12 protein-coding genes are annotated in these 19,305 nt (G+C 29.2%); 10 read left to right on the top strand and 2 right to left on the bottom strand.

Annotated features, from left to right (window positions below):
* Window position 1 precedes the first annotated feature (1 nt).
* Window positions 2–178, top strand: a complete 177-nt coding sequence (locus Q0958_RS17055; protein WP_299125299.1) for a hypothetical protein — start codon at window positions 2–4, stop codon at window positions 176–178.
* 61 nt (window positions 179–239) lie between these two features.
* On the opposite strand, the gene Q0958_RS17050 is transcribed toward Q0958_RS17055, so the two are convergent.
* Entirely contained in the window at window positions 240–3,155 is a 2,916-nt protein-coding gene (locus tag Q0958_RS17050) for a G8 domain-containing protein (RefSeq protein WP_299125296.1), read from the bottom strand.
* 137 nt (window positions 3,156–3,292) lie between these two features.
* Window positions 3,293–6,142 (bottom strand): two-component regulator propeller domain-containing protein, encoded by a 2,850-nt coding sequence (locus Q0958_RS17045; RefSeq protein ID WP_299125294.1) that lies wholly within the window; start codon window positions 6,140–6,142, stop codon window positions 3,293–3,295.
* Window positions 6,143–6,572: 430 nt separating this feature from the next.
* Here Q0958_RS17045 and Q0958_RS17040 point away from each other — a divergent pair, with 430 nt between their 5' ends.
* The 9 genes from Q0958_RS17040 to Q0958_RS17000 form a co-directional block, all read left to right on the top strand.
* Window positions 6,573–8,219 carry a TldD/PmbA family protein gene (locus tag Q0958_RS17040; RefSeq protein ID WP_299125291.1) on the top strand — a complete coding sequence of 549 codons (1,647 nt, stop codon included), beginning with the start codon at window positions 6,573–6,575 and terminating at the stop codon, window positions 8,217–8,219.
* 28 nt (window positions 8,220–8,247) lie between these two features.
* The gene (locus tag Q0958_RS17035) at window positions 8,248–9,564 is read left to right on the top strand and encodes a TldD/PmbA family protein (protein ID WP_299125288.1); all 1,317 of its coding nucleotides are present in this window, start codon (window positions 8,248–8,250) and stop codon (window positions 9,562–9,564) included.
* 93 nt (window positions 9,565–9,657) lie between these two features.
* Window positions 9,658–10,284, top strand: a complete 627-nt coding sequence (locus tag Q0958_RS17030; protein WP_299125286.1) for a DUF4159 domain-containing protein — start codon at window positions 9,658–9,660, stop codon at window positions 10,282–10,284.
* 8 nt (window positions 10,285–10,292) lie between these two features.
* The gene (locus Q0958_RS17025) at window positions 10,293–11,279 is read left to right on the top strand and encodes a MoxR family ATPase (protein ID WP_299125283.1); all 987 of its coding nucleotides are present in this window, start codon (window positions 10,293–10,295) and stop codon (window positions 11,277–11,279) included.
* Window positions 11,280–11,285: 6 nt separating this feature from the next.
* Complete coding sequence (locus Q0958_RS17020; protein ID WP_299125280.1) at window positions 11,286–12,182, top strand: DUF58 domain-containing protein; 897 nt, start codon at window positions 11,286–11,288, stop codon at window positions 12,180–12,182.
* Window positions 12,183–13,472: a BatA domain-containing protein gene (locus Q0958_RS17015; protein WP_299125276.1), complete on the top strand. Its 1,290-nt coding sequence runs from the start codon at window positions 12,183–12,185 to the stop codon at window positions 13,470–13,472.
* On the top strand, window positions 13,469–15,715 hold the full coding sequence (locus Q0958_RS17010) for a tryptophan-rich sensory protein (protein ID WP_299125272.1): 2,247 nt from the start codon (window positions 13,469–13,471) through the stop codon (window positions 15,713–15,715). The genes Q0958_RS17015 and Q0958_RS17010 overlap by 4 nt, the downstream gene beginning before the upstream one ends.
* Window positions 15,705–17,435, top strand: a complete 1,731-nt coding sequence (locus Q0958_RS17005; RefSeq protein ID WP_299125270.1) for a hypothetical protein — start codon at window positions 15,705–15,707, stop codon at window positions 17,433–17,435. The genes Q0958_RS17010 and Q0958_RS17005 overlap by 11 nt, the downstream gene beginning before the upstream one ends.
* 254 nt (window positions 17,436–17,689) lie before the next feature.
* Window positions 17,690–19,305, top strand: a 1,616-nt coding sequence (locus tag Q0958_RS17000) for a VCBS repeat-containing protein (RefSeq protein WP_299125267.1), incomplete at its 3' end; no start/stop codon positions are given.

Below are 19,305 nucleotides of genomic sequence, written 5' to 3'. Positions count from 1 at the left end.
AATGAAAAATCAAAATATACAAAATCAAGATCCTAAAATAACTAGAGAAGAAGCTTTAAAAAAGTTTGGTAAATATGGAAAATACGCAGCATTAACAGCTTTAGGTACCTATATGATATTGAATCCACAAAAGGCACAAGCACAAAGTCCAGACAATCCAGGAAGCGGATTTGATTAAATTTAAGATATAGAAAAAGACAACTATTTCTAGTTGTCTTTTTTTGATAATATTTTAGGAACTAGCTTTTAATTAACTTTTTAGTACATATAGTTCCAGTTTTATTGTTTTTAATTTGAACTAAATATATCCCAGTTGATAGTTCAGGAATTTTAATCATACTATTTGTTGATGAAATTTGTTTTATCATCTTACCTTGTAAGGTAAATATTTTAACAGATAAGTTATCATTTTGTTTAATGTAAAAATGACTGGATGCTTGGTTAGGATAAATTAAACATTTATTATTTTTAGAATTTACATCTGGATTATTTAAATTATCATCAACTATTTTACCACCAATAATCATAGGGTGAGTTATAGCATTTTTTGGAGTAATAGTACCTCCAAAAGAAGAACCAAATTCACTTTTTAATTGTGCATTACTTTTGTTAAGATATATATTAGGTGTAACACGCTCTGGAAATAAATTTTCAGCAGGATATAGATATGGGGTTAACAAGTCAGAAGTTGGTACTGGGATATAATTAGCTTCTTGTTCATTAAAATAAAGCTTAGTATTATTAAAAGATCCAAAGTTTAATCGAATATCATCAGGTAATAAAAAGTAAGCAGTCATTTTAACTCCAGAACCATCTGGATGTAGTAATGCAAATGAATCACCTGCATTATTTACTAAATGCATTTGAGCGTCTAAAACAATATTTTTATTTGAATTTTTAAATATAATATTTCCTTTAATATTAATAGTTCTCCAAGGTGTAATAAGGTCTTTAGGTGTTGGATTAATATAGTGAGGAGGGTTGGTATTACTTTCAGTATTATTTACGATTCTTTCATCCCAACCTTTGGCCCAATTTACTTCCCTAATTAGAATGTCTGTACCAGAATTATCAAAAGTACCTCCATTTACAACTACTTTTGCATTTATGGGCAAAGTTAATGCTTGCGATTCTCCATTCCAACCGGCAATAATATTGTTTTCAATTGTCCAACTACGCGTGTTATGGTAATTGTCTAAATCTACACCAATAGAGTGAGGCTCTACTTCTAATCTACCAGAGTATGGATTAGGACTTGGGTTCCAAGGAGCTAAACCAGTATTAGTACCATAACCATATACTTTATTGTTTTTAAGGGTGATTTGTGCACAAGTTTCAAATTGCATTCCTGTTCTCCTAATTCCCCAAAGTAAAGTGTTTTCTATTACTAGATTCATTGAGTTTCTATAATTGGTAGGCATCATATTGTATTCATTACTGGTTGAATTTCCGTTTTCATGAAACTCTGTCATAATATAATCTCCCCTAAATCCTTGAGCAACAGTATACCCTATGTTATTTTTAAAAGGTCTTGGGTAAATATACCAAACATCAAATAACCAAGTTGGATTAGCTGCAACATGAGCTTTAAGTTCTGCATGTTGTGTAGGATATTCAGCTTGAGGAACATAAGCATCAACATAATGCTGCATTTGTGGGCGTCCTTTAAGGCTTTCCCATAGTCCTTCTGTCCAATAAATATATGCATGTCCACTAGCACCTGAAACAACATTTCCTTCTAATGTAACTCCACAGCTATGTAGCCAAAAACCATCTCCTTGATGAGCAAAATCTGAAATACCTTCTCTAGCATCAGTAAGACCATTCGTTCTCCCTCCATGTATACCTAAAGTATTATCTACTGGTCTTCCTAAATTTAAAGGTTCAATTGGGTTATAAGTTCTAATGGCAATATTGTTTCTAAAGATACCTAATTCATCACCAGCTTCAGTTGAGTAAGCAGAACCTACAATATTGTAACTGACATTATTATTGAAATCTACATTAGAAGAATGATTAACATATGCCCAACCTGGATCATTATTAACGACACATCCTTCAACTATTGCTTGAGTCATGTTTAATGTTGTTGAGCCATCATTTTTGCGTCCCATAGATCTATGAAAATGAATAGAATATCTACCTCTTGGATTTCTACCTGCTCCTGCTGGATAGGGAACAGTTGTACTAAATCTAGGGTTGGGTTGTCCTTCTAGTCCTTCTTCTGGAACGGACCAATCATCTAGTTCAAGAGCTTTATCTGTTCTACCTAGATTTTGTGTTTCTACATATCGTATTTGCACATCAGGATTATGCATAAACATAATGTGCCCTCTAGGTTTTCCATATCCATCAGTTCCGTCTAGAGCAGTCACACTTGGGTTTTCAGATGATATTATGATGTTCCTTGTATTATTAGAAACATGAACATCTACAATATTTGCTATTTCAGTAGGTGGTTTATGGCTTTTAGTAAGTGTAGTTTTTAAAGTAACTGTATTTCCAGAAATATTATTAATAGTTACCAATTCATCGCTCTTATAATCATTGATGTCAGTACCTGCAATAACTAATTTGTCATCAATTTTCCAACCTGTAGGGGGAGTACTTAGAGTTAATTGATTGGTACCTGTTGATGGGTGAATAGCTAATGTTGTCCAGCTGGTTTTAGTTGTACCTTGCATTATTACTGGCCCCATTAATACAGCACCTGGTGCAAATCTACTATTATCTTGATTTTTAGTAGTGCCGCCTCTCCAGGCAAATACTAAATTAGCCTTAACGTTAGAAGCTATAGGGGTAGTGCTTGTTCCAATTTCAAAAAAGGCTCCCATTTCACTTACTAAATATTCTGTTCTTAATTCGGTATTTACATTTGTAGCATATTGAAGTTTGCCTTGAGAAGCTATACGAATTGACTTAAACTCTTGAGATATCATACCATCAACGGTAACTGTAATATTTGCGGGAATAAGTATTCTATCATCATTTTGAGGTAAGGCTCCTCCCCAAGTATTAGGGTTACTCCAATTACCAGAATTGATAGCTGTTATTGTAGGTAAACCTGCAACTTGAATTGGATTTTGAGCATTAATAAAACTAGTTATTAATATAAAAGGTATAATAAATAGTTTAGATAACTTTTTAAACTTCATTTTATAATATTTTGGGGTTATAATTTTATAACAAGCAAAACTATTTTTTTATATGTGAAGTTGGTTTTTTTTAACTGTTTTCTATATATACTTTTTATATACAGGTTTGTTTAATGTGTTGTTTTGTAGTGTTTTATTTAAAACTTTCGTAGGGTACTGACTAGATTAATATTTGAATCTAATTTCAACTTTTTTCTCAATCTACTACGATTAATATAGACAGATTGTAATTCAATATTTTGAATTTGTGCAATTTCTTTAGAAGATAATTCTAATTTAAGAAGTGAGCAAAGTCTTAATTCATTTTTGGTAAGATTTGGGTATGAATTTAATAAGTTTGTGTAGAATTCGTTATTTAAAATATCGATTTTATTTTGATATTCTAACCTGTTCTTTTCAATGGAAGTTTTTACTTTAATTTCGTTAACTAACTCGTTAAGATTTTTTTCTTTAGTTTTTCCTTTTGAATCTTTAATTTTTTTCAAAGAATTTAAAAGATAATCTCTCCATTTTGTATTTTCAGAAATTGTACTTGCCAAATCCATTAAATCTTTTTGCTTATTGGCAATTTGAGTTTCTAATAATCGTTTTTCCAGTTTTGTGTTTTCATATTTTCTTAAACGATTAATTTTATTTTCTCTGATTTTGATAATATATAAAAGAAGAGAGCTAAAAACGATAAAATAAAAGATGTAGGCAAAATTAGTTCTATACCAAGGTGGATTAATTTTGATATTGAGGGTAGTAACATCATTACTCCATATACCATCGTTATTACTAGATTTTAATATAAAATTATAATTACCAGGTTTTAAGTTCAAATAATTGGCAGTATTTTCATGTGTAATGTGAGTCCATTTTTTTTCAGCATTTTCTAAATAATAACTGAATTTATTTTTAAAAGGGGCAGTAAACTCTGTTGCAGCAAATTTTAAACTTATGTTGTTTTCATTATGATTTAAATTGATGCTTTTTAAAAATTCAGAAGAAAGTTCTTTTTTAATATGTTTATTATTGATTTTAAGTTCAGTTATAAATGCTTTTGGAATTTTAGTGTTTAGTTTTAAATCTTCTGGTTTAAAAGAGTTTAATCCATTAATACCACCAAAATAAAAAGTTCCTTCATTGCTTTGTCCAAAAGCAAAGGTGTTATATTCATTGCTTTGCAAACCATCATCTTTTAAAAAGTTTTTTAAATTATGTGTAGTTTTATTGTAAGAGATGATTCCTTTATTAGTACTTAACCATAAATTATGGTAATTATCTTCCAATATTCCATATATAGTATTGTTTGGAAATTTATTTTTTATCCCAATACGTTCGAAATTATTATTATCTATATGGTGTTTATGTAAACCACCACCTTTAGTTCCTATCCATAAAATATTTGAATTATGTTTATCAATATGTAAAGAAGCTACATTATTATTTGCAAGGTTAGAATTATTTATAGTGAATAATTTTTTATGAATTTTATTATTTAAAATTTCTATATGAAGCAGTCCTTGTTGTGTACCAATCCAATATTCATTTTCATTAATAACTAGAAAAGATAAAAAATCATAGTCTTGATGTAATGAATACACTTTTTCATTCCCATAAGTTAAGTTAATGAGTTTAATTTTATTACCCATTAGAATAATTAATTGGTTACTCGTAGGATCTATTTCAAAAAAGCGCTTGTGAAAATTGAAATTAATTGGAAGTTCTTTAAATGGTATAAATTTATTTTGATTTAGTTTATATACTTTTAGAATTTTAGGATGTACTGAGATACCTAAAGTTAATTTTTTGTTTTGAACAAATTCAACTTCTCTATTATTATCACAAAAGTTTTTTATAAGTTTATATTCAATTGAATCTGTCCCTTTAATGAGTAAGTTTTCTTCTGTAGTTGGATTATAAAAATGAACAGTTTCTTTATTTGAAATAAAAGGTTTAGCATATATTGATTTTCCTTTGAAATAATGCTGAATTTTTAGCTGACGAATGTTAAATTTCATTAATCCATAACCAGAAGAACCAATCCAAATATTATTAGAGTTATCCTCTAAAACATTATAGAAACTCGTTTTTTTCGTTTTAAAAATGTAAGATGCATTTTTATAATCAAGCCCTTTTTTAATTGATTCGTAATCAAAAAATAAATATTCATTGAGTGTACTAAAAACTACCATTTTATTTTTAGGTAATGAAATAGCATTTAGTATTTTAAAATTTACAGGAAGTTTTATCCAGTTATTTGTTTTTGCTTTATGAATATAAATGTACTTATTAGTATATACTAAAATTTTATTATCAAAAGTGGTATAACCTATCTTAGCATTTGTTGAAATTTTTTGAGCTGTAATTTGAGGAAGTTCAAAGGTTTTTTCATTATCAAGGTTAAAAAGCATTGGAGTTTTAAAAATACTATCTTGTTGAAAAAAAAGAATGTTATTTTTAAAAGAAGTAAGTTTGAAGTAAGAATTAATATTGACGTACTGTTTTGTTTCAATTTTAAAATACTCGTTGAGAGTTATATTCTTATTGTCTATTTTTTTTACCTGAGATAGTTTATGTATTTTTCCATTAATGCCAGCTAACCAAAAAGTATTATTATTTTGTTTAAAAATATCACCAATACCAAAATCTAATTTGAAAGGATAAAAAATATTGTATTTAGGTAAATACAAATATAAATCTCCCTCTGTAGCGATTAATATAAATTCATCATTACCTTTTATACTTCTTATTTGATTATTTTGAAGCGATGTAATATCGTTCTCAAAATATTTAAAAGTTCTTCCATCAAATCTATTTAATCCAGATTTTGTACCAATCCATAGAAATCCATTGTTGTCTTGATGTAATGCGGAGATAAATCCTTGAGATAAGCCATTTTCATTAGTTATCCAATTCGGAGTGATTTTTTTTTGACTAAAAAGTCCAAGACTAAAAAAAAATAATAAAATGAATTGATATAATAGTTTATTATTTATAATCATATTTATTGTACTCGATATTGAAAGTTATGAAAAATTGAAATATCATTAATAACGTTTAGTTTTCAAAAATAATATAAACCCAATTGATTACATGTTTAAAAGAAAACGTAACTAAAAAATAAATAACTACTATAACTTTTTGAGATATTGGAGAAGTAAAAAGTACTCTGTTTTATAATAAAAAATAATACTTCAGAGTGCATAGTTGTCTTATTTAAAGTCTGAATACAGGGAATGAGTTTTTAAAATAAAAAGGAATAATTAACGAAAATTTAGAAACTCAGTTAAGTATTTTGTAAAAGTTAAAAAACGTTAATTTTTTAAGCTCTTTAATTTCAAATACCTAACTTGTTGCAGACGAAAATTTTGAATAATGATTCAATTTTTTCGTGAACCAAACTTTTACTTTAATTCAACTAAAATAAATTAAATGAAACGTAGAAAATTTATTCAAGCTGCTGGATTAGGTGCAGGCGCATTAATGATGCCGTCTCTCTTAATGGGAAATAATATTTCAGTAGATGCTTTGCTAGCTCCAGGTATGGATGTGTTAGTAAAAAAGCGCTTAGCTGATGTAGCATTAAACACAGCAAAATCACTAGGAGCATCATATGCTGATGCTAGAATTGGTAGATACTTAAATCAATATGTATTTACAAGAGAAAATAAAGTACAAAATGTAGTAAATACAGAATCTTTTGGTATAGGAATTCGTGTAATTGCAAATGGTACTTGGGGATTCGCTTCTACTAATAATGTAACAGAATCAGGAATTAAAAAAGCTACAGAACAAGCAGTTGCGATTGCAAAAGCAAATTCTAAAATACAAAAAGAGCCAGTAAAATTAGCTCCAGTAAAATCTTATGGTGAAGTTTCGTGGAAAACACCAATTAAAAAAGATTTTAAAGATGTTCCTGTTTCTGATAAAGTAGATTTATTATTAAGCGCTAATGCAGCTGCATTGAAAAATGGAGCTAATTTTGTGAATTCTGCTTTATTTATGGTAAATGAACAAAAATATTTTGCCTCTACAGACGGTTCTTATATAGATCAAGATGTCCATAGAATTTGGCCAGTGTTTAATGTAACTGCAATTGATAGAAAGAAAGGTAAGTTTAAAACTAGACAATCTTTAAGTGCACCTATGGGAATGGGGTATGAGTATATGGATGGTTTAGCTTCTGAAAAATTAAATGGCCCAGATGGAACTGGTATTAAGTTGTATAGAAATAGTTACGATATAGTTGAAGATGCAACTATGGCAGCTAAACAAGCTAAGGAAAGATTAACAGCAAAATCTGTTGATGCAGGTAAATATGATTTAGTTCTAGAGCCTAATCACTTAGGACTAACAATTCATGAATCTGTAGGTCACCCATTAGAATTAGATAGAGTATTAGGTTACGAAGCTAATTATGCAGGAACAAGTTTTGCTACATTAGATAAATTTAAGTCAGGTGATTTTAAATATGGAAGTGATATTGTAAACCTTGTTGCAGATAAAACTCAAGTAGGGTCATTAGGAGCAGTTGGTTATGATGATGAAGGAGTTAAAACTAAACAATGGGATTTAGTTAGAAATGGTGTTCTTAAAAATTACCAGGCTATTAGAGATCAGGTTCATATGATTGGACAAAACGAATCTCATGGATGTTGTTATTCACAAAGTTGGAATGATGTACAATTTCAAAGGATGCCAAATGTATCATTAGAACCAGGTAAAGAAAAGTATTCGGTTAATGATATGATTAAAGATGTAGAAAAAGGAATTTATATTGCAGGTAGAGGTTCTTATTCAATAGATCAACAGCGCTACAATTTCCAATTTGGAGGAACTGTTTTTTATGAAATTAAAAATGGTAAAATTGTAGGTATGTTAGATGATGTTGCTTATCAATCTAATACTAAAGAATTCTGGAATTCTTGTAGTAAAATATGTGACAAAGATGATTATCGATTATTTGGATCTTTCTTTGATGGAAAAGGGCAACCATCGCAAGTTAGTGCGGTATCTCATGGAAGTTCTACTACTAGGTTTGATGGTGTAAATGTTATCAATACAGGTAGAAAGATTTAACCAATCATTAATATTAAAGAAACAAATCATGGCAATATATACAAAAGAGGAAGCAAAAAAAATAATGGAAAAAGCATTGAGTTTTTCTACTGCTGATGCTTGCGAAATAAATTTAAGTGGAAGCGAAAGTGGTAATATTCGCTACGCACGTAATACTGTGTCTACTTCAGGACATAGATCTAATCAAACTTTAGTAGTTCAGTCTAATTTTGGAAACAAATCTGGTACAGCTACTATTGATGAGTTTGATGATGCTTCTTTAAAAAAAGTAGTAAAAAGAGCTGAAGAGTTAGCAAAACTATCTCCTGAAAATCCAGAGTTTATGGAACCTTTAGGACCACAACAATATGACAAATCAGTAACATTTAGTGAATCAACTGCTAAAATTACACCAGATTATAGAGCTTCAGTAGCTTCAAGTAGTATTGGTCCAGCAGCTAAAAAAGATGTAACTGCAGCAGGTTTCTTAAATGATTCAGCAGGTTTTTCTGCAATGATGAATTCTAAAGGACTTTTTGCATACAATAAATCTACCAGTGCAGACTTTACAGTTACTATGCGTACCAACGATGGAACAGGTTCTGGATGGGTAACTCGAGATGTAAATGATATTGATAAATTTGATCCAGTAGAGGCATCAAAAATAGCAATTGACAAAGCAGTAATGTCTAGAGAAGCAAAAGCCATAGAGCCAGGTAAATATACAGTTATATTGGAACCAGCTGCTTCTATAGGATTATTACAAAATATGTTTGGAGCTTTTAATGCTAGAACAGCTGATGAAGGACGTAGCTTTATGTCTAAAAAAGGAGGAGGAACAAAACTAGGAGAAAAAATTGTTGATGAGCGTATTAACATATGGTCAGATCCTTTAAATAAAGACGTTCCAACTGCAACTTGGAATGGTTCTGGACAGCCTCTAAAAAAAATGAAGTGGGTAGAAAATGGAGTAGTAAAAAATCTAGCTTATAGCCGTTATTGGGCTAAAAAGAAAGGAGTAGAACCAGTTCCTTTTCCATCAAATGGAATTATGGAAGGTGGAGATGCATCTTTAGAAGATTTAATCAAGAGCACTAAAAAAGGAATTTTAGTTACACGTTTATGGTATATCCGTAGTGTAGATCCTCAAACTCTACTATATACAGGATTGACTAGAGATGGAACTTTTTATATTGAAAATGGAAAAATTAAGTATCCAGTAAAGAATTTCAGATTTAATGAAAGTCCAATAATAATGCTTAATAATCTAGAAACATTAGGTAAACAAGTTCGTATAAATGGTAATTTAATTCCTTATATGAAAATCCGTGATTTCACGTTCACGAGTTTATCCGATGCTGTTTAGTATTTGAATGAATTAAAAAATATAGGCTGGTTGTATTGATGTTCTTTGCAACCAGTTTTATATTTATATTATTAAAAAAAAGAATAAAACTCTGTGTTACTAAGTAATAAATTTTTCTTTACTCGATTACAATATGAATCAGGAGATTGGGATGTAGATCAGCGAATGCCATCTAATATTTTAAACTCTTTGATAGAGTATACTACACTTGAAGTTGATACAAGAGAAAACATTATTCCTTTAAGTAGTGATGAAATTTTTAAATGCCCATTTTGTTATCTATCTGGACATAAATTAGTCCAGTTTAATAAAGATGAAAGGGCTAATTTTAAAAAGTATGTAGAAAATGGCGGATTTGTTTTTGTAGATGATTGTAACCATGATATAGACGGATTATTTTCTAAGTCTTTTGAAAGGCAAATGGAAGAAATTTTTGGCCCAAAAGCATTAAAGAAAATACCTAATAATCATGAGATTTATAATGTGTTTTTTCAATTTGAAGATGGACCACCTACAACATCACAAGAACTCAACGGATGGGGAGATGATATTGTACACGATTATTTAAAAGCTATTGAAATAAACGGTAGAATAGGAGTACTTTTTAGTAATAAAGATTATGGTTGTGAATGGGATTATGACTTTAGAAATAAACGTTGGTATAAAATAGACAATACAAGATTTGGTGTAAATATAATTATGTATGCACTAACATCATAAAATGAATTATGAATAACGAATTATTACAGTTAGAAAAAGAAGTTAACACATTAACGAATAAGCTGGTTGATTTAAAAAAAGAAATAGGAAAAGTAATTATTGGTCAAGAAGAAACTATAGAACAATTAATTATTACTTTTTTAGCAGGAGGTCATGCGCTTTTAGAAGGTGTTCCTGGATTAGCAAAAACCTTGATGATTAATACACTTGCTAAAACAATTGACTTACAATTTAAAAGAATTCAGTTTACACCAGATTTAATGCCATCAGACATTATTGGAACAGAGGTTTTAGAAGAAGATCAAAACGGACTTAAACATTTTAAGTTTACCAAAGGACCAATTTTTGCCAATATTATTCTGGCAGATGAGATTAATAGAACTCCTCCAAAAACCCAAGCAGCATTATTAGAAGCAATGCAAGAATTTGAGGTTACATATTCTGGAAACACCTATGAATTAGATAAACCTTTTTTCATTTTAGCTACCCAAAATCCTATAGAACAATCTGGAACATTTCCTTTGCCAGAAGCTCAGTTAGATAGGTTTTTGTTGTATATAAAAATAGGATACCCAACCGCATTAAATGAAACTCAAATATTAAAAGCAACTACAAGTTCATCTAAAGTTACACCACAAAAAGTAATTTCTGGAGAAGAGATAATTAGATTACAACAATTAGTTAGAGAAGTTCCAATTAGTGATGATTTAATAGATTTTGTAAGTAAAGTGGTTAGAGCAACAAGACCAGAAAATTCAAATGAGTTTGTAAATAAATGGGTAGGTTGGGGAGCAGGACCAAGAGCTGGACAAGCAATGATTTTAACGGCAAAAGCAAGAGCGCTAACTCAAGGAAGATTAGCAGTTACTTTAGACGATATTAAAGTAGTTGCATATCCAGTTTTACGTCATAGAATTATTATGAATTTTAGAGCAGAAGCTGAAGGAATTACTTCTGAAGAGGTTACTAAGCATTTACTATCTTCATTAAAATAAATTAAAGTGAAACAAGATTATCATCAATTATTAAAACCAGAGATTATACATACCGTTTCAGGATTGTCTTTGGTTGCCAAAATAATTGTAGAAGGTTATTTAAATGGAATTAATCATAGTACTAGAATTGGTTATGGAATGGAATTTAGCCAATACAGACCTTATGAAATTGGTGATGACTTACGTTTGCTAGATTGGAAAATGGCGGCTCGCTCTGGAAGATATTATATCAAACAATCAGAAATAGAAACTAATGTTTCTGTGAAGTTTATTTTAGATGCAAGTAAATCTATGTTGCATAAAGAAGATGAATTAAATAAAATGGATTATGCAAAAATCCTGATAGCATCTTTATCTTACTTAGCTAAAAAACAAGGTGATGCTGTAGGCTTGTTTGCTTTGAATGAAGATGAGTTAGTGAGCTTACAACCTAAAATTCAGAAACAATATTTCAACAGATTATTGTCAGAATTAATTGCCATTCAACCAGAAGGAAAGTGGCCAGTTGATACTATAAATTCTGATAAGTTACACGATAGAGCACATAAAGAATTAGTGTTTTTTGTTACTGATTTATATGAGCACGAAAAAGAGTTAACACAATTTATAAAGCGATTAAAAACGACTAAAAATGAAGTAGTGGTTTTACATCTTTTAGGAAAAAATGAACTTGATTTTGATTACAAAGGAGTATTAACTTTTGAAGATTTAGAAACAGGTGTCCAGTTAAAAGTAGATGCCAAAGAAGCAAAAAAGGCTTATTTAGAGAAATCAAAGATAGCTATTGAAAAAACAAAGAATTTTTTATTTCAAAATAATATAAATTATCATTTGTTTCAGTTGGATGCTCCCATCAATGAAGCTATTAAATTTTATATTGATAAAAGAACTAAAATGCGTTAGATGAGTTTTGTAAATCCAACATATCTATGGGCCTTTTTAGGATTTTTAGTTCCAATTGCTATTCATTTTTGGAGTAATAAAAAAGGGAAAGTAATTAAGGTAGGTAGTATTCAATTATTAGAAACATCGGATTCTACAAAATCTAAAAGCATAAAATTAAACGAATACTTATTGCTATTTTTACGCTTGTTACTATTAAGTTTTTTAATACTAATTTTAGCAGAGCCTCAGTTAAAACAGAATTCCAAAAAATCAGCATTAACCTATTTGATTGAACCAAGTTTACTTGAAAGTAAACCAATTCAATCAATGATTGATTCTTTAGCGTCAGATACAGAAGTTAGGGTTTTTACAAACAAATTTCCTGAACTAGATAGATTTGATTTTGAAGAAAATAATACTTTAAAAATAAATTATTGGCAATTATCACAACAGATAGATAATTTACAAACAGACAGTGTTGTAGTATTCACTAGTGGAAAAAACATCAATTTAAAAGGTAAAAGGCCTAATATTAATAAACCGATAAAATGGATTGTTTTTGAGGAAGAAATTGAAAGTAAATCCAAACCATTAATAGCTTTTAAAAGAGCTAGTAAAATAGATGTATTTAGTCTAAAATCTACAGCAAAAAACCTATCATTTGAAAAGAGAATTTTAGATGAAAATTCAAATAAGATTCAGATAAATTCTAAAGGAGATAGTGTAGTTTTTAACGCTAAAACAATTCCTTTAAAGGCAAACCCTAAATTAAATATTTTAATTGCTTTTGATAAGAGGTATAAAGATCAATCCTATTATATAGAAAGTTCTATTAAAGCTATAGAAAAGTTTATTCAGCAAAATATAACGATTAATAAAACAGCACAATTAGATAAATTAAACTTAGAAAACCAGTCATTATTAATTTGGTTGAGTGATAAGACTTTACCAAAATCGACAACCAAGATTTTACGTTATAAAAATGATGATTTAGCAAACAATATTATTGAAGAAAGTGAAGTAAAAAACATTTATAATTTAACAGAGTTATTAGCAACTCAAAAGATTATAGAAACCAACTTTATCAATCAATTATTAAAACTATTAACTGTAAATCAAATTGAAAAATCAATTATAAATCAATTAGATGATAGAGTAGTCTCAGAAATAGAAATTCAAACAAACTTTGAAAAGAGAAAAGCCCAAAAAAGAAATGTACAAACATTATCTATAACCAATTGGTTGTGGTTATCTTTTATCTTTTTATTACTTATAGAACGTATAGTAGCAAAGCTTAGAAAACAATGATAAATGCAAAAAACATATTAGTAAAGTTTACCAAAAACTGGCAACTATTAGTGTGGTTAGATGCTTTTTTATATGCATTAGCATTAGGTGCTTTTGTATACTTACTAAGTTTAAATTGGCTATTAGCTTTTGTGTTTTTTTTGATAACTTTTTTAATTAGTTCTTTTCTAAAGAAACCATGGGAAATTACTTTGCAAAAGACATCAAAATATATAGATGAACAATTAGAAGAGGTAGAATATAGTTCAAGTTTATTTTTAAAAGATAATCAGCACATAACAAGTATCGCAAAACTTCAACAAGCTAAAGTTGAACAAAAACTAATTAAACAAATCAATAGTATTAGTCCACCTACAAAATTAAAACAAGCAGGTGTTTTCATGCTTCTTTTTTTGCTATTTGGTTTTCTAGGATACACATTTAATATTAAAGATTACTTCATAAACTCTGCTACTAAAAATAATACGGTAGAGAATATCAATTTTAATTCAGTAAATCCTGTCGCAACTAAATATCTTCCACCAAAGGTTATGGAGCAAAGTTTACGAATTGCATACCCTTTATATACAAGATTAGGAGTTAAAAAAACTTCAAATATGAGTATAAAAGCAGTGGAGGGTTCTAAAATCTATTGGTCTTTACAATTTGATAAAAAAATCAAAAGTGTAAGTATAGAAAGTATGGGGAATTCTTATGAGATGAAACTAAAAAACGGAGCTTATCAAGGAAGTTCTTTACTTAAAAACTCTGGTTTTTATAGTTTTAAATTTCTAGATACATTAAATAACACTTATACTTCTAAATTGTATACCATTGATGTTACTCAAGATAAAGAACCTAAGATAGATATTACAAGTTTAGAAAAGCGTTCAGTTTTTGAGTTTTCCGATAAAAAAATATTGAATTTCACATCAATAGTTACAGATGATTATGGACTTAATGAAGCTTATATCATAGCTACAGTTAGTAAAGGTACAGGAGAATCTGTAAAATTTAGAGAAGAAAAATTATCGTTCAATAAATCGATTTCTAAAGGAGAAAAATCAGTTAAACTTGATAAGCAAATCAATTTAGATAATTTAAAAATGGAACCAGGAGATGAATTGTATTTTTATGTTGAAGCTTCTGATTTAAAAACTCCTCAAAAAAATGTAGCAAGGAGCGATACATATTTTGCAGTGATAAAAGATACAGTTTCAGACCAATTTGCTGTTGAAGCTACAATGGGGGTAAACAGAATGCCCGATTATTTTAGAAGCCAACGTCAGTTGATTATAGACACAAAAAAACTCATTAAAAACAAAAAGAATTTGACTAAGTACGAGTTTGAATTTAAGAGTAATGAGTTAGGTTTTGAGCAAAAAGCATTGCGCATAAAGTATGCTACTTTTATGGGAGAAGAAAATGAAAATATGGACATTGTCGATGAAGAAAATTTAGAAGCTTTAGAGAATGACCATGAGGATGAACATGACCATGATGACCACAATCACGATGAAGAAGATGCTAAAAATCCCATTAAAGATTTTATGCATGACCATGACCATGAAAACGAGCATAATTTAGTAGGTAACAAAAAGAAGGAGGAAGACCCTGTAGAAAAATTTAAACACAATCATTCAGACCCAGAGGAAGCAACTTTATTCGAAGAATCTTTAAAAGTTAAATTATTAAAGGCTTTACAGCAAATGTGGGATGCTGAGTTGCAATTACGATTATATAAACCAAAAGCATCTTTACCTTATCAGTATAAAGCACTTAAATATTTACAAGAAATAAAAAATAGTGCTAGAATTTATGTGCATAGAATTGGTTTTGATCCTCCTCCAATTAAAGAAGAAAAACGTTTAACAGGTGAACTCGATGATATAAAAAACTTTTCTAAACAAGAAGAGCTTGTTGATGAAGATAAATATAAGTTTATGAAACTAGCTTTAATTAGGTTAGAAACATTGATTCAGCAGAAAGAAAAACCTATTGAAACAGATAAAACTTTATTTGAAGAAGCAGGAAACGAATTAGCAATTTTAGCAATAGAAAATCCGGGTAAGTATTTAGTAATCTTACAAAACTTAAAAGAGCTAATGCTTCTTGAAAATAAAGATGTTAAATTGTTAAAATCCACACGAAAAGGATTGTTAGAAGCAATTCCTAACTCAAAACCAAATCCTAATAAAACTAGGAGGTTTAAAGATGGTTTAAAAGATTTAGTGATTAAAGAACTACAAGTAAATGGTAGATAGTATTATTTTTGAAAATAAGCATTTAGTGCTACCAATTGTATTGATTGGTGTATTTCTTTTTTTAGTTTTTTTGTGGAAAGAGTGGGGGAAAAGCAAAAAGCAATTTTTGATTAATAGTTTAGTTGGATTTTTAGCTTTAACAAGTCTTTTATTAATTGCTTTAAAGCCTGTTGTACTTTCAAAATCTAAACCTTTAACAATAGCTTTGTTAACTGAAGGATATAGAGAATCATCTTTAGATAGTTTAAAAAAGTTAAACAAAAAATTAAAGGTTATTCAATATTCAAAAGGAGAAAACTTATTTAATTCAGAAGAGAAGCCCACTAACGCTTATGTATTAGGTCATGGTATTGCTGCATACGATTTATGGCAGTTAGATAATATTCCTTGTATATATATTTCTGGGAAAAACATTTCTGGAATTACGAAACTGAAATACAATTCAAGTCCTTATGTTGGAGAATCAATTTCAGTAAAAGGACAATATAGCAAACCTAAAAAAAAGAATAGATTATTTTTAGTTAATCCAAATGGTAAAAATTTAGATTCTATTAGTTTTTCAAATACTAATGATCAAAAATTTCAGTTGTCTGTAAAAGCAAAAATTTCAGGGAACTTTGTATATTCTTTAGTTGAAAAAGACTCTTTAAACACTATTGTTAAAAATAATTCTTTACCGATTAGCGTAAAAAAAAGAGAGTTTTTAAAAGTGTTAATTATCAATTCGTTCCCAACTTTTGAAACGAAGTATTTGAAGAATTTTTTAACAGAAAAGAATCATAAAGTTGTAGTTAGAAATCAAATTTCAAAAGATAGGTTTAAATACGAGTTTTATAACACTGTTAAAGAAAGAATATCCTTTTCAAGTAAATCATTAGAAACCTTTGATTTATTAATTATTGACAGTAAATCTTTTTTAAGTCTTCGAAAAAATCAAAGAAGCATTTTAAAATCAGTCATTGAAAATAAAGGACTAGGAGTTTTTATTCAACCGGATAAAAATTTATTTACAACTAGAAATTCAATCTCAAACTTTAAGTTTTTGTCAAATAAACAGAATACTTTTACTAATAGATTTAATCAAAGTATTACTAAATATAATTATGTTTTTAGAAATGATAATTCATTAGAGCCAATTCATCAACAAAACTTCAAAATATATTCTGCCTATAAATATTTAGGAGAAGGAAAAATTGGAACTTCAGTGGCAAGTGAAACATATCATTTGGTGTTATCTGGAAAACTAAATTCTTACCAACAATTTTGGACAGATATTATTAATTCAATATCTAAAAAAGAATTACAAACTATAAAATGGGGCAATACTCAAAAAATTAGCTATAAAGACGAACCTTTTAATTTTGAGTTACAAACAAATTATATAAACCCTGAAGTAACTTTAGATTACAGCCGAGTTCTTTTAAGTCAAAATGTGAATAATCCAATATTTTGGAGAGGAAAAGTGTATCCAAATTCTAAGGGTTGGCATCTATTAAAAATAAAAAATGATAGTACAAATTCATTGTCATTTTATACTTTTAAGGATAATGAGTATAAAGCGTTAAATCATTTTGAGACTAAAAGAAAGAATAGGCAAGTTTTAAACAAAACGCATGATTTATCTAATGGATTAAATCATAAAAAAGACATTAACTTGTTTTGGCTTTATTTATTTTTCTTGTTGAGTATTGGATATTTATGGTTAGAACCTAAACTTTAAATAAAATAAGTATCTAGTATTGCTTATTACTAGATATGATATTAAGAAAAAGGCTAATAAATAAAAGGAAGTGTACTTATTTCCCGATACAGAAAGTAAAAACTTAGTAAAATCAATGTACTTAATCGTTTGAGGTAGAGTTAAGGCGGAAGATTTTGTTTCTTTTGCTTCTCTTTTATTAAAAAAATAGGGTAAAGATTAATCTAGCTGTACAAAGCATATAACGTTTAGATTAAAATTGAAATATCCCTACAATGAAAAAACTATTACTATCCCTACTATTATTAATTAGTTTTTATATCAATGCACAAACATTTACCGAGCATACCACAGCAAATATAATTGATGTTTATCAAAGTGATTTAGCTTGGGGAGATTATGATAACGATGGAGATTTAGATGTATTAGTAACGGGTAAAAAAACAATTACTGCTCCTATCGATCCTATTTCAAAAATATATACCAATACAGGGGGAATTTTTACAGAATTGACTTCTGCTAATTTAGAAGGTGTACAATCCGGATCTTCAGCATGGGGGGATTATGATAACGATGGAGACTTAGACATACTTTTAACTGGTTTTGGTGTAGGTAACACCTATATAGCAAAAATATATACGAATAATGGAGGTGCTTTTACTGAACTTACCACAGCTAATCTACAGGGAATTGTTGGAGATGTTGCTTGGGGAGATTATGACAATGACGGCGATTTAGATATATTGTTAGTTGGTGGTGTTGGACGTTCGTCAATATCAAAAATATACACAAATGATGCAGGAACTTTTACAGAATTGACTACAGCCAATTTAATTGGGGTAAATAGTGGTGCTGTTGCCTGGGGAGATTATGATAATGATGGGGATTTAGATATATTATTAACCGGATATACAGGGAGTTTGGATATATCTAAAATATATACTAACAATAATGGTACGTTTACAGAACTTGCTTCAGCCAATTTAATAGGGATATCATACAGCTCTGTAGCTTGGGGGGATTATGATAATGATGGAGATTTAGATATATTAATGTCTGGATACACAGGAAGTACCAATGTTACAAAAATATACACAAATAATGGCGGTAGTTTTACAGAAATTCCAACTCCGCATTTGAGAGGTCAACAAGAAGGTTCAGTGGCTTGGGGAGATTATGATAACGATGGTGATTTAGATATATTACTAACAGGAAGTATAAACACTAAAATATATAATAATAACGCAGGTGTTTTTACTCAAGCAGCTGCTTCAAATAATCTAACTCAAATAGCTGTGAGTGATGGTGTTTGGGGTGATTATGATAATGATGGCGATTTAGATATAGCATTTTCAGGTGTTACCGCCACTTCTTTCACTTCAAAAATATATACGAATAATACGATTGCTTCAAATACACCACCGACAGTACCTACTAATCCTATTGCCCTAGTAAATGGTAATGAAGTTACTATAAGTTGGACAGCTAGTACAGATTTACAAACCCCAAGTAACGGATTAAGTTATAATGTGTATATAAAGGAGAACCCAATAGGGACACCTGTCTATACCAAAACTCCTATGGCACAAGAAAATGATGGTTGGCGAAAATTACCTGTCTTGGGTAATACAGGACAAGGTACTAGTTATAACTATAAATTTCCTGCAGCTTGTACTACGAGTTATACTTTTAAAGTTCAGGCAATTGATCATAATTTTGCAGGATCTTCTTTTTCTACAGAAGGAAGTTTTAGTACTATAGATAATACCAATCCAACAGTAGTAACACAAGATATCACAGTTCAATTAGATACCACAGGAAATGTAAGTATTACACCAGCACAAATAAACAATGGCTCAACCGATAACTGTGGCATCCAATCAATGAGTTT

The sequence above is a fragment of the uncultured Tenacibaculum sp. genome, from assembly GCF_947499065.1.
Taxonomy (GTDB): domain Bacteria; phylum Bacteroidota; class Bacteroidia; order Flavobacteriales; family Flavobacteriaceae; genus Polaribacter.
The sequence above is the reverse complement of the archived record's forward strand: the minus strand, read 5'-3'. Positions and strand labels throughout refer to the sequence as shown.

Excerpts from the sequence above, each read along its gene's own strand:
- Q0958_RS17050 (WP_299125296.1), bottom strand. The coding sequence starts at position 3,155 with ATGAAGTTTAAAAAGTTATCTAAACTATTTATTATACCTTTTATATTA.
- Q0958_RS17005 (WP_299125270.1), top strand. The coding sequence starts at position 15,705 with ATGGTAGATAGTATTATTTTTGAAAATAAGCATTTAGTGCTACCAATT.
- Q0958_RS17015 (WP_299125276.1), top strand. The coding sequence starts at position 12,183 with ATGAGTTTTGTAAATCCAACATATCTATGGGCCTTTTTAGGATTTTTA.
- Q0958_RS17045 (WP_299125294.1), bottom strand. The coding sequence starts at position 6,142 with ATGATTATAAATAATAAACTATTATATCAATTCATTTTATTATTTTTT.
- Q0958_RS17010 (WP_299125272.1), top strand. The coding sequence starts at position 13,469 with ATGATAAATGCAAAAAACATATTAGTAAAGTTTACCAAAAACTGGCAA.
- Q0958_RS17040 (WP_299125291.1), top strand. The coding sequence starts at position 6,573 with ATGAAACGTAGAAAATTTATTCAAGCTGCTGGATTAGGTGCAGGCGCA.
- Q0958_RS17025 (WP_299125283.1), top strand. The coding sequence starts at position 10,293 with ATGAATAACGAATTATTACAGTTAGAAAAAGAAGTTAACACATTAACG.
- Q0958_RS17035 (WP_299125288.1), top strand. The coding sequence starts at position 8,248 with ATGGCAATATATACAAAAGAGGAAGCAAAAAAAATAATGGAAAAAGCA.
- Q0958_RS17055 (WP_299125299.1), top strand. The coding sequence starts at position 2 with ATGAAAAATCAAAATATACAAAATCAAGATCCTAAAATAACTAGAGAA.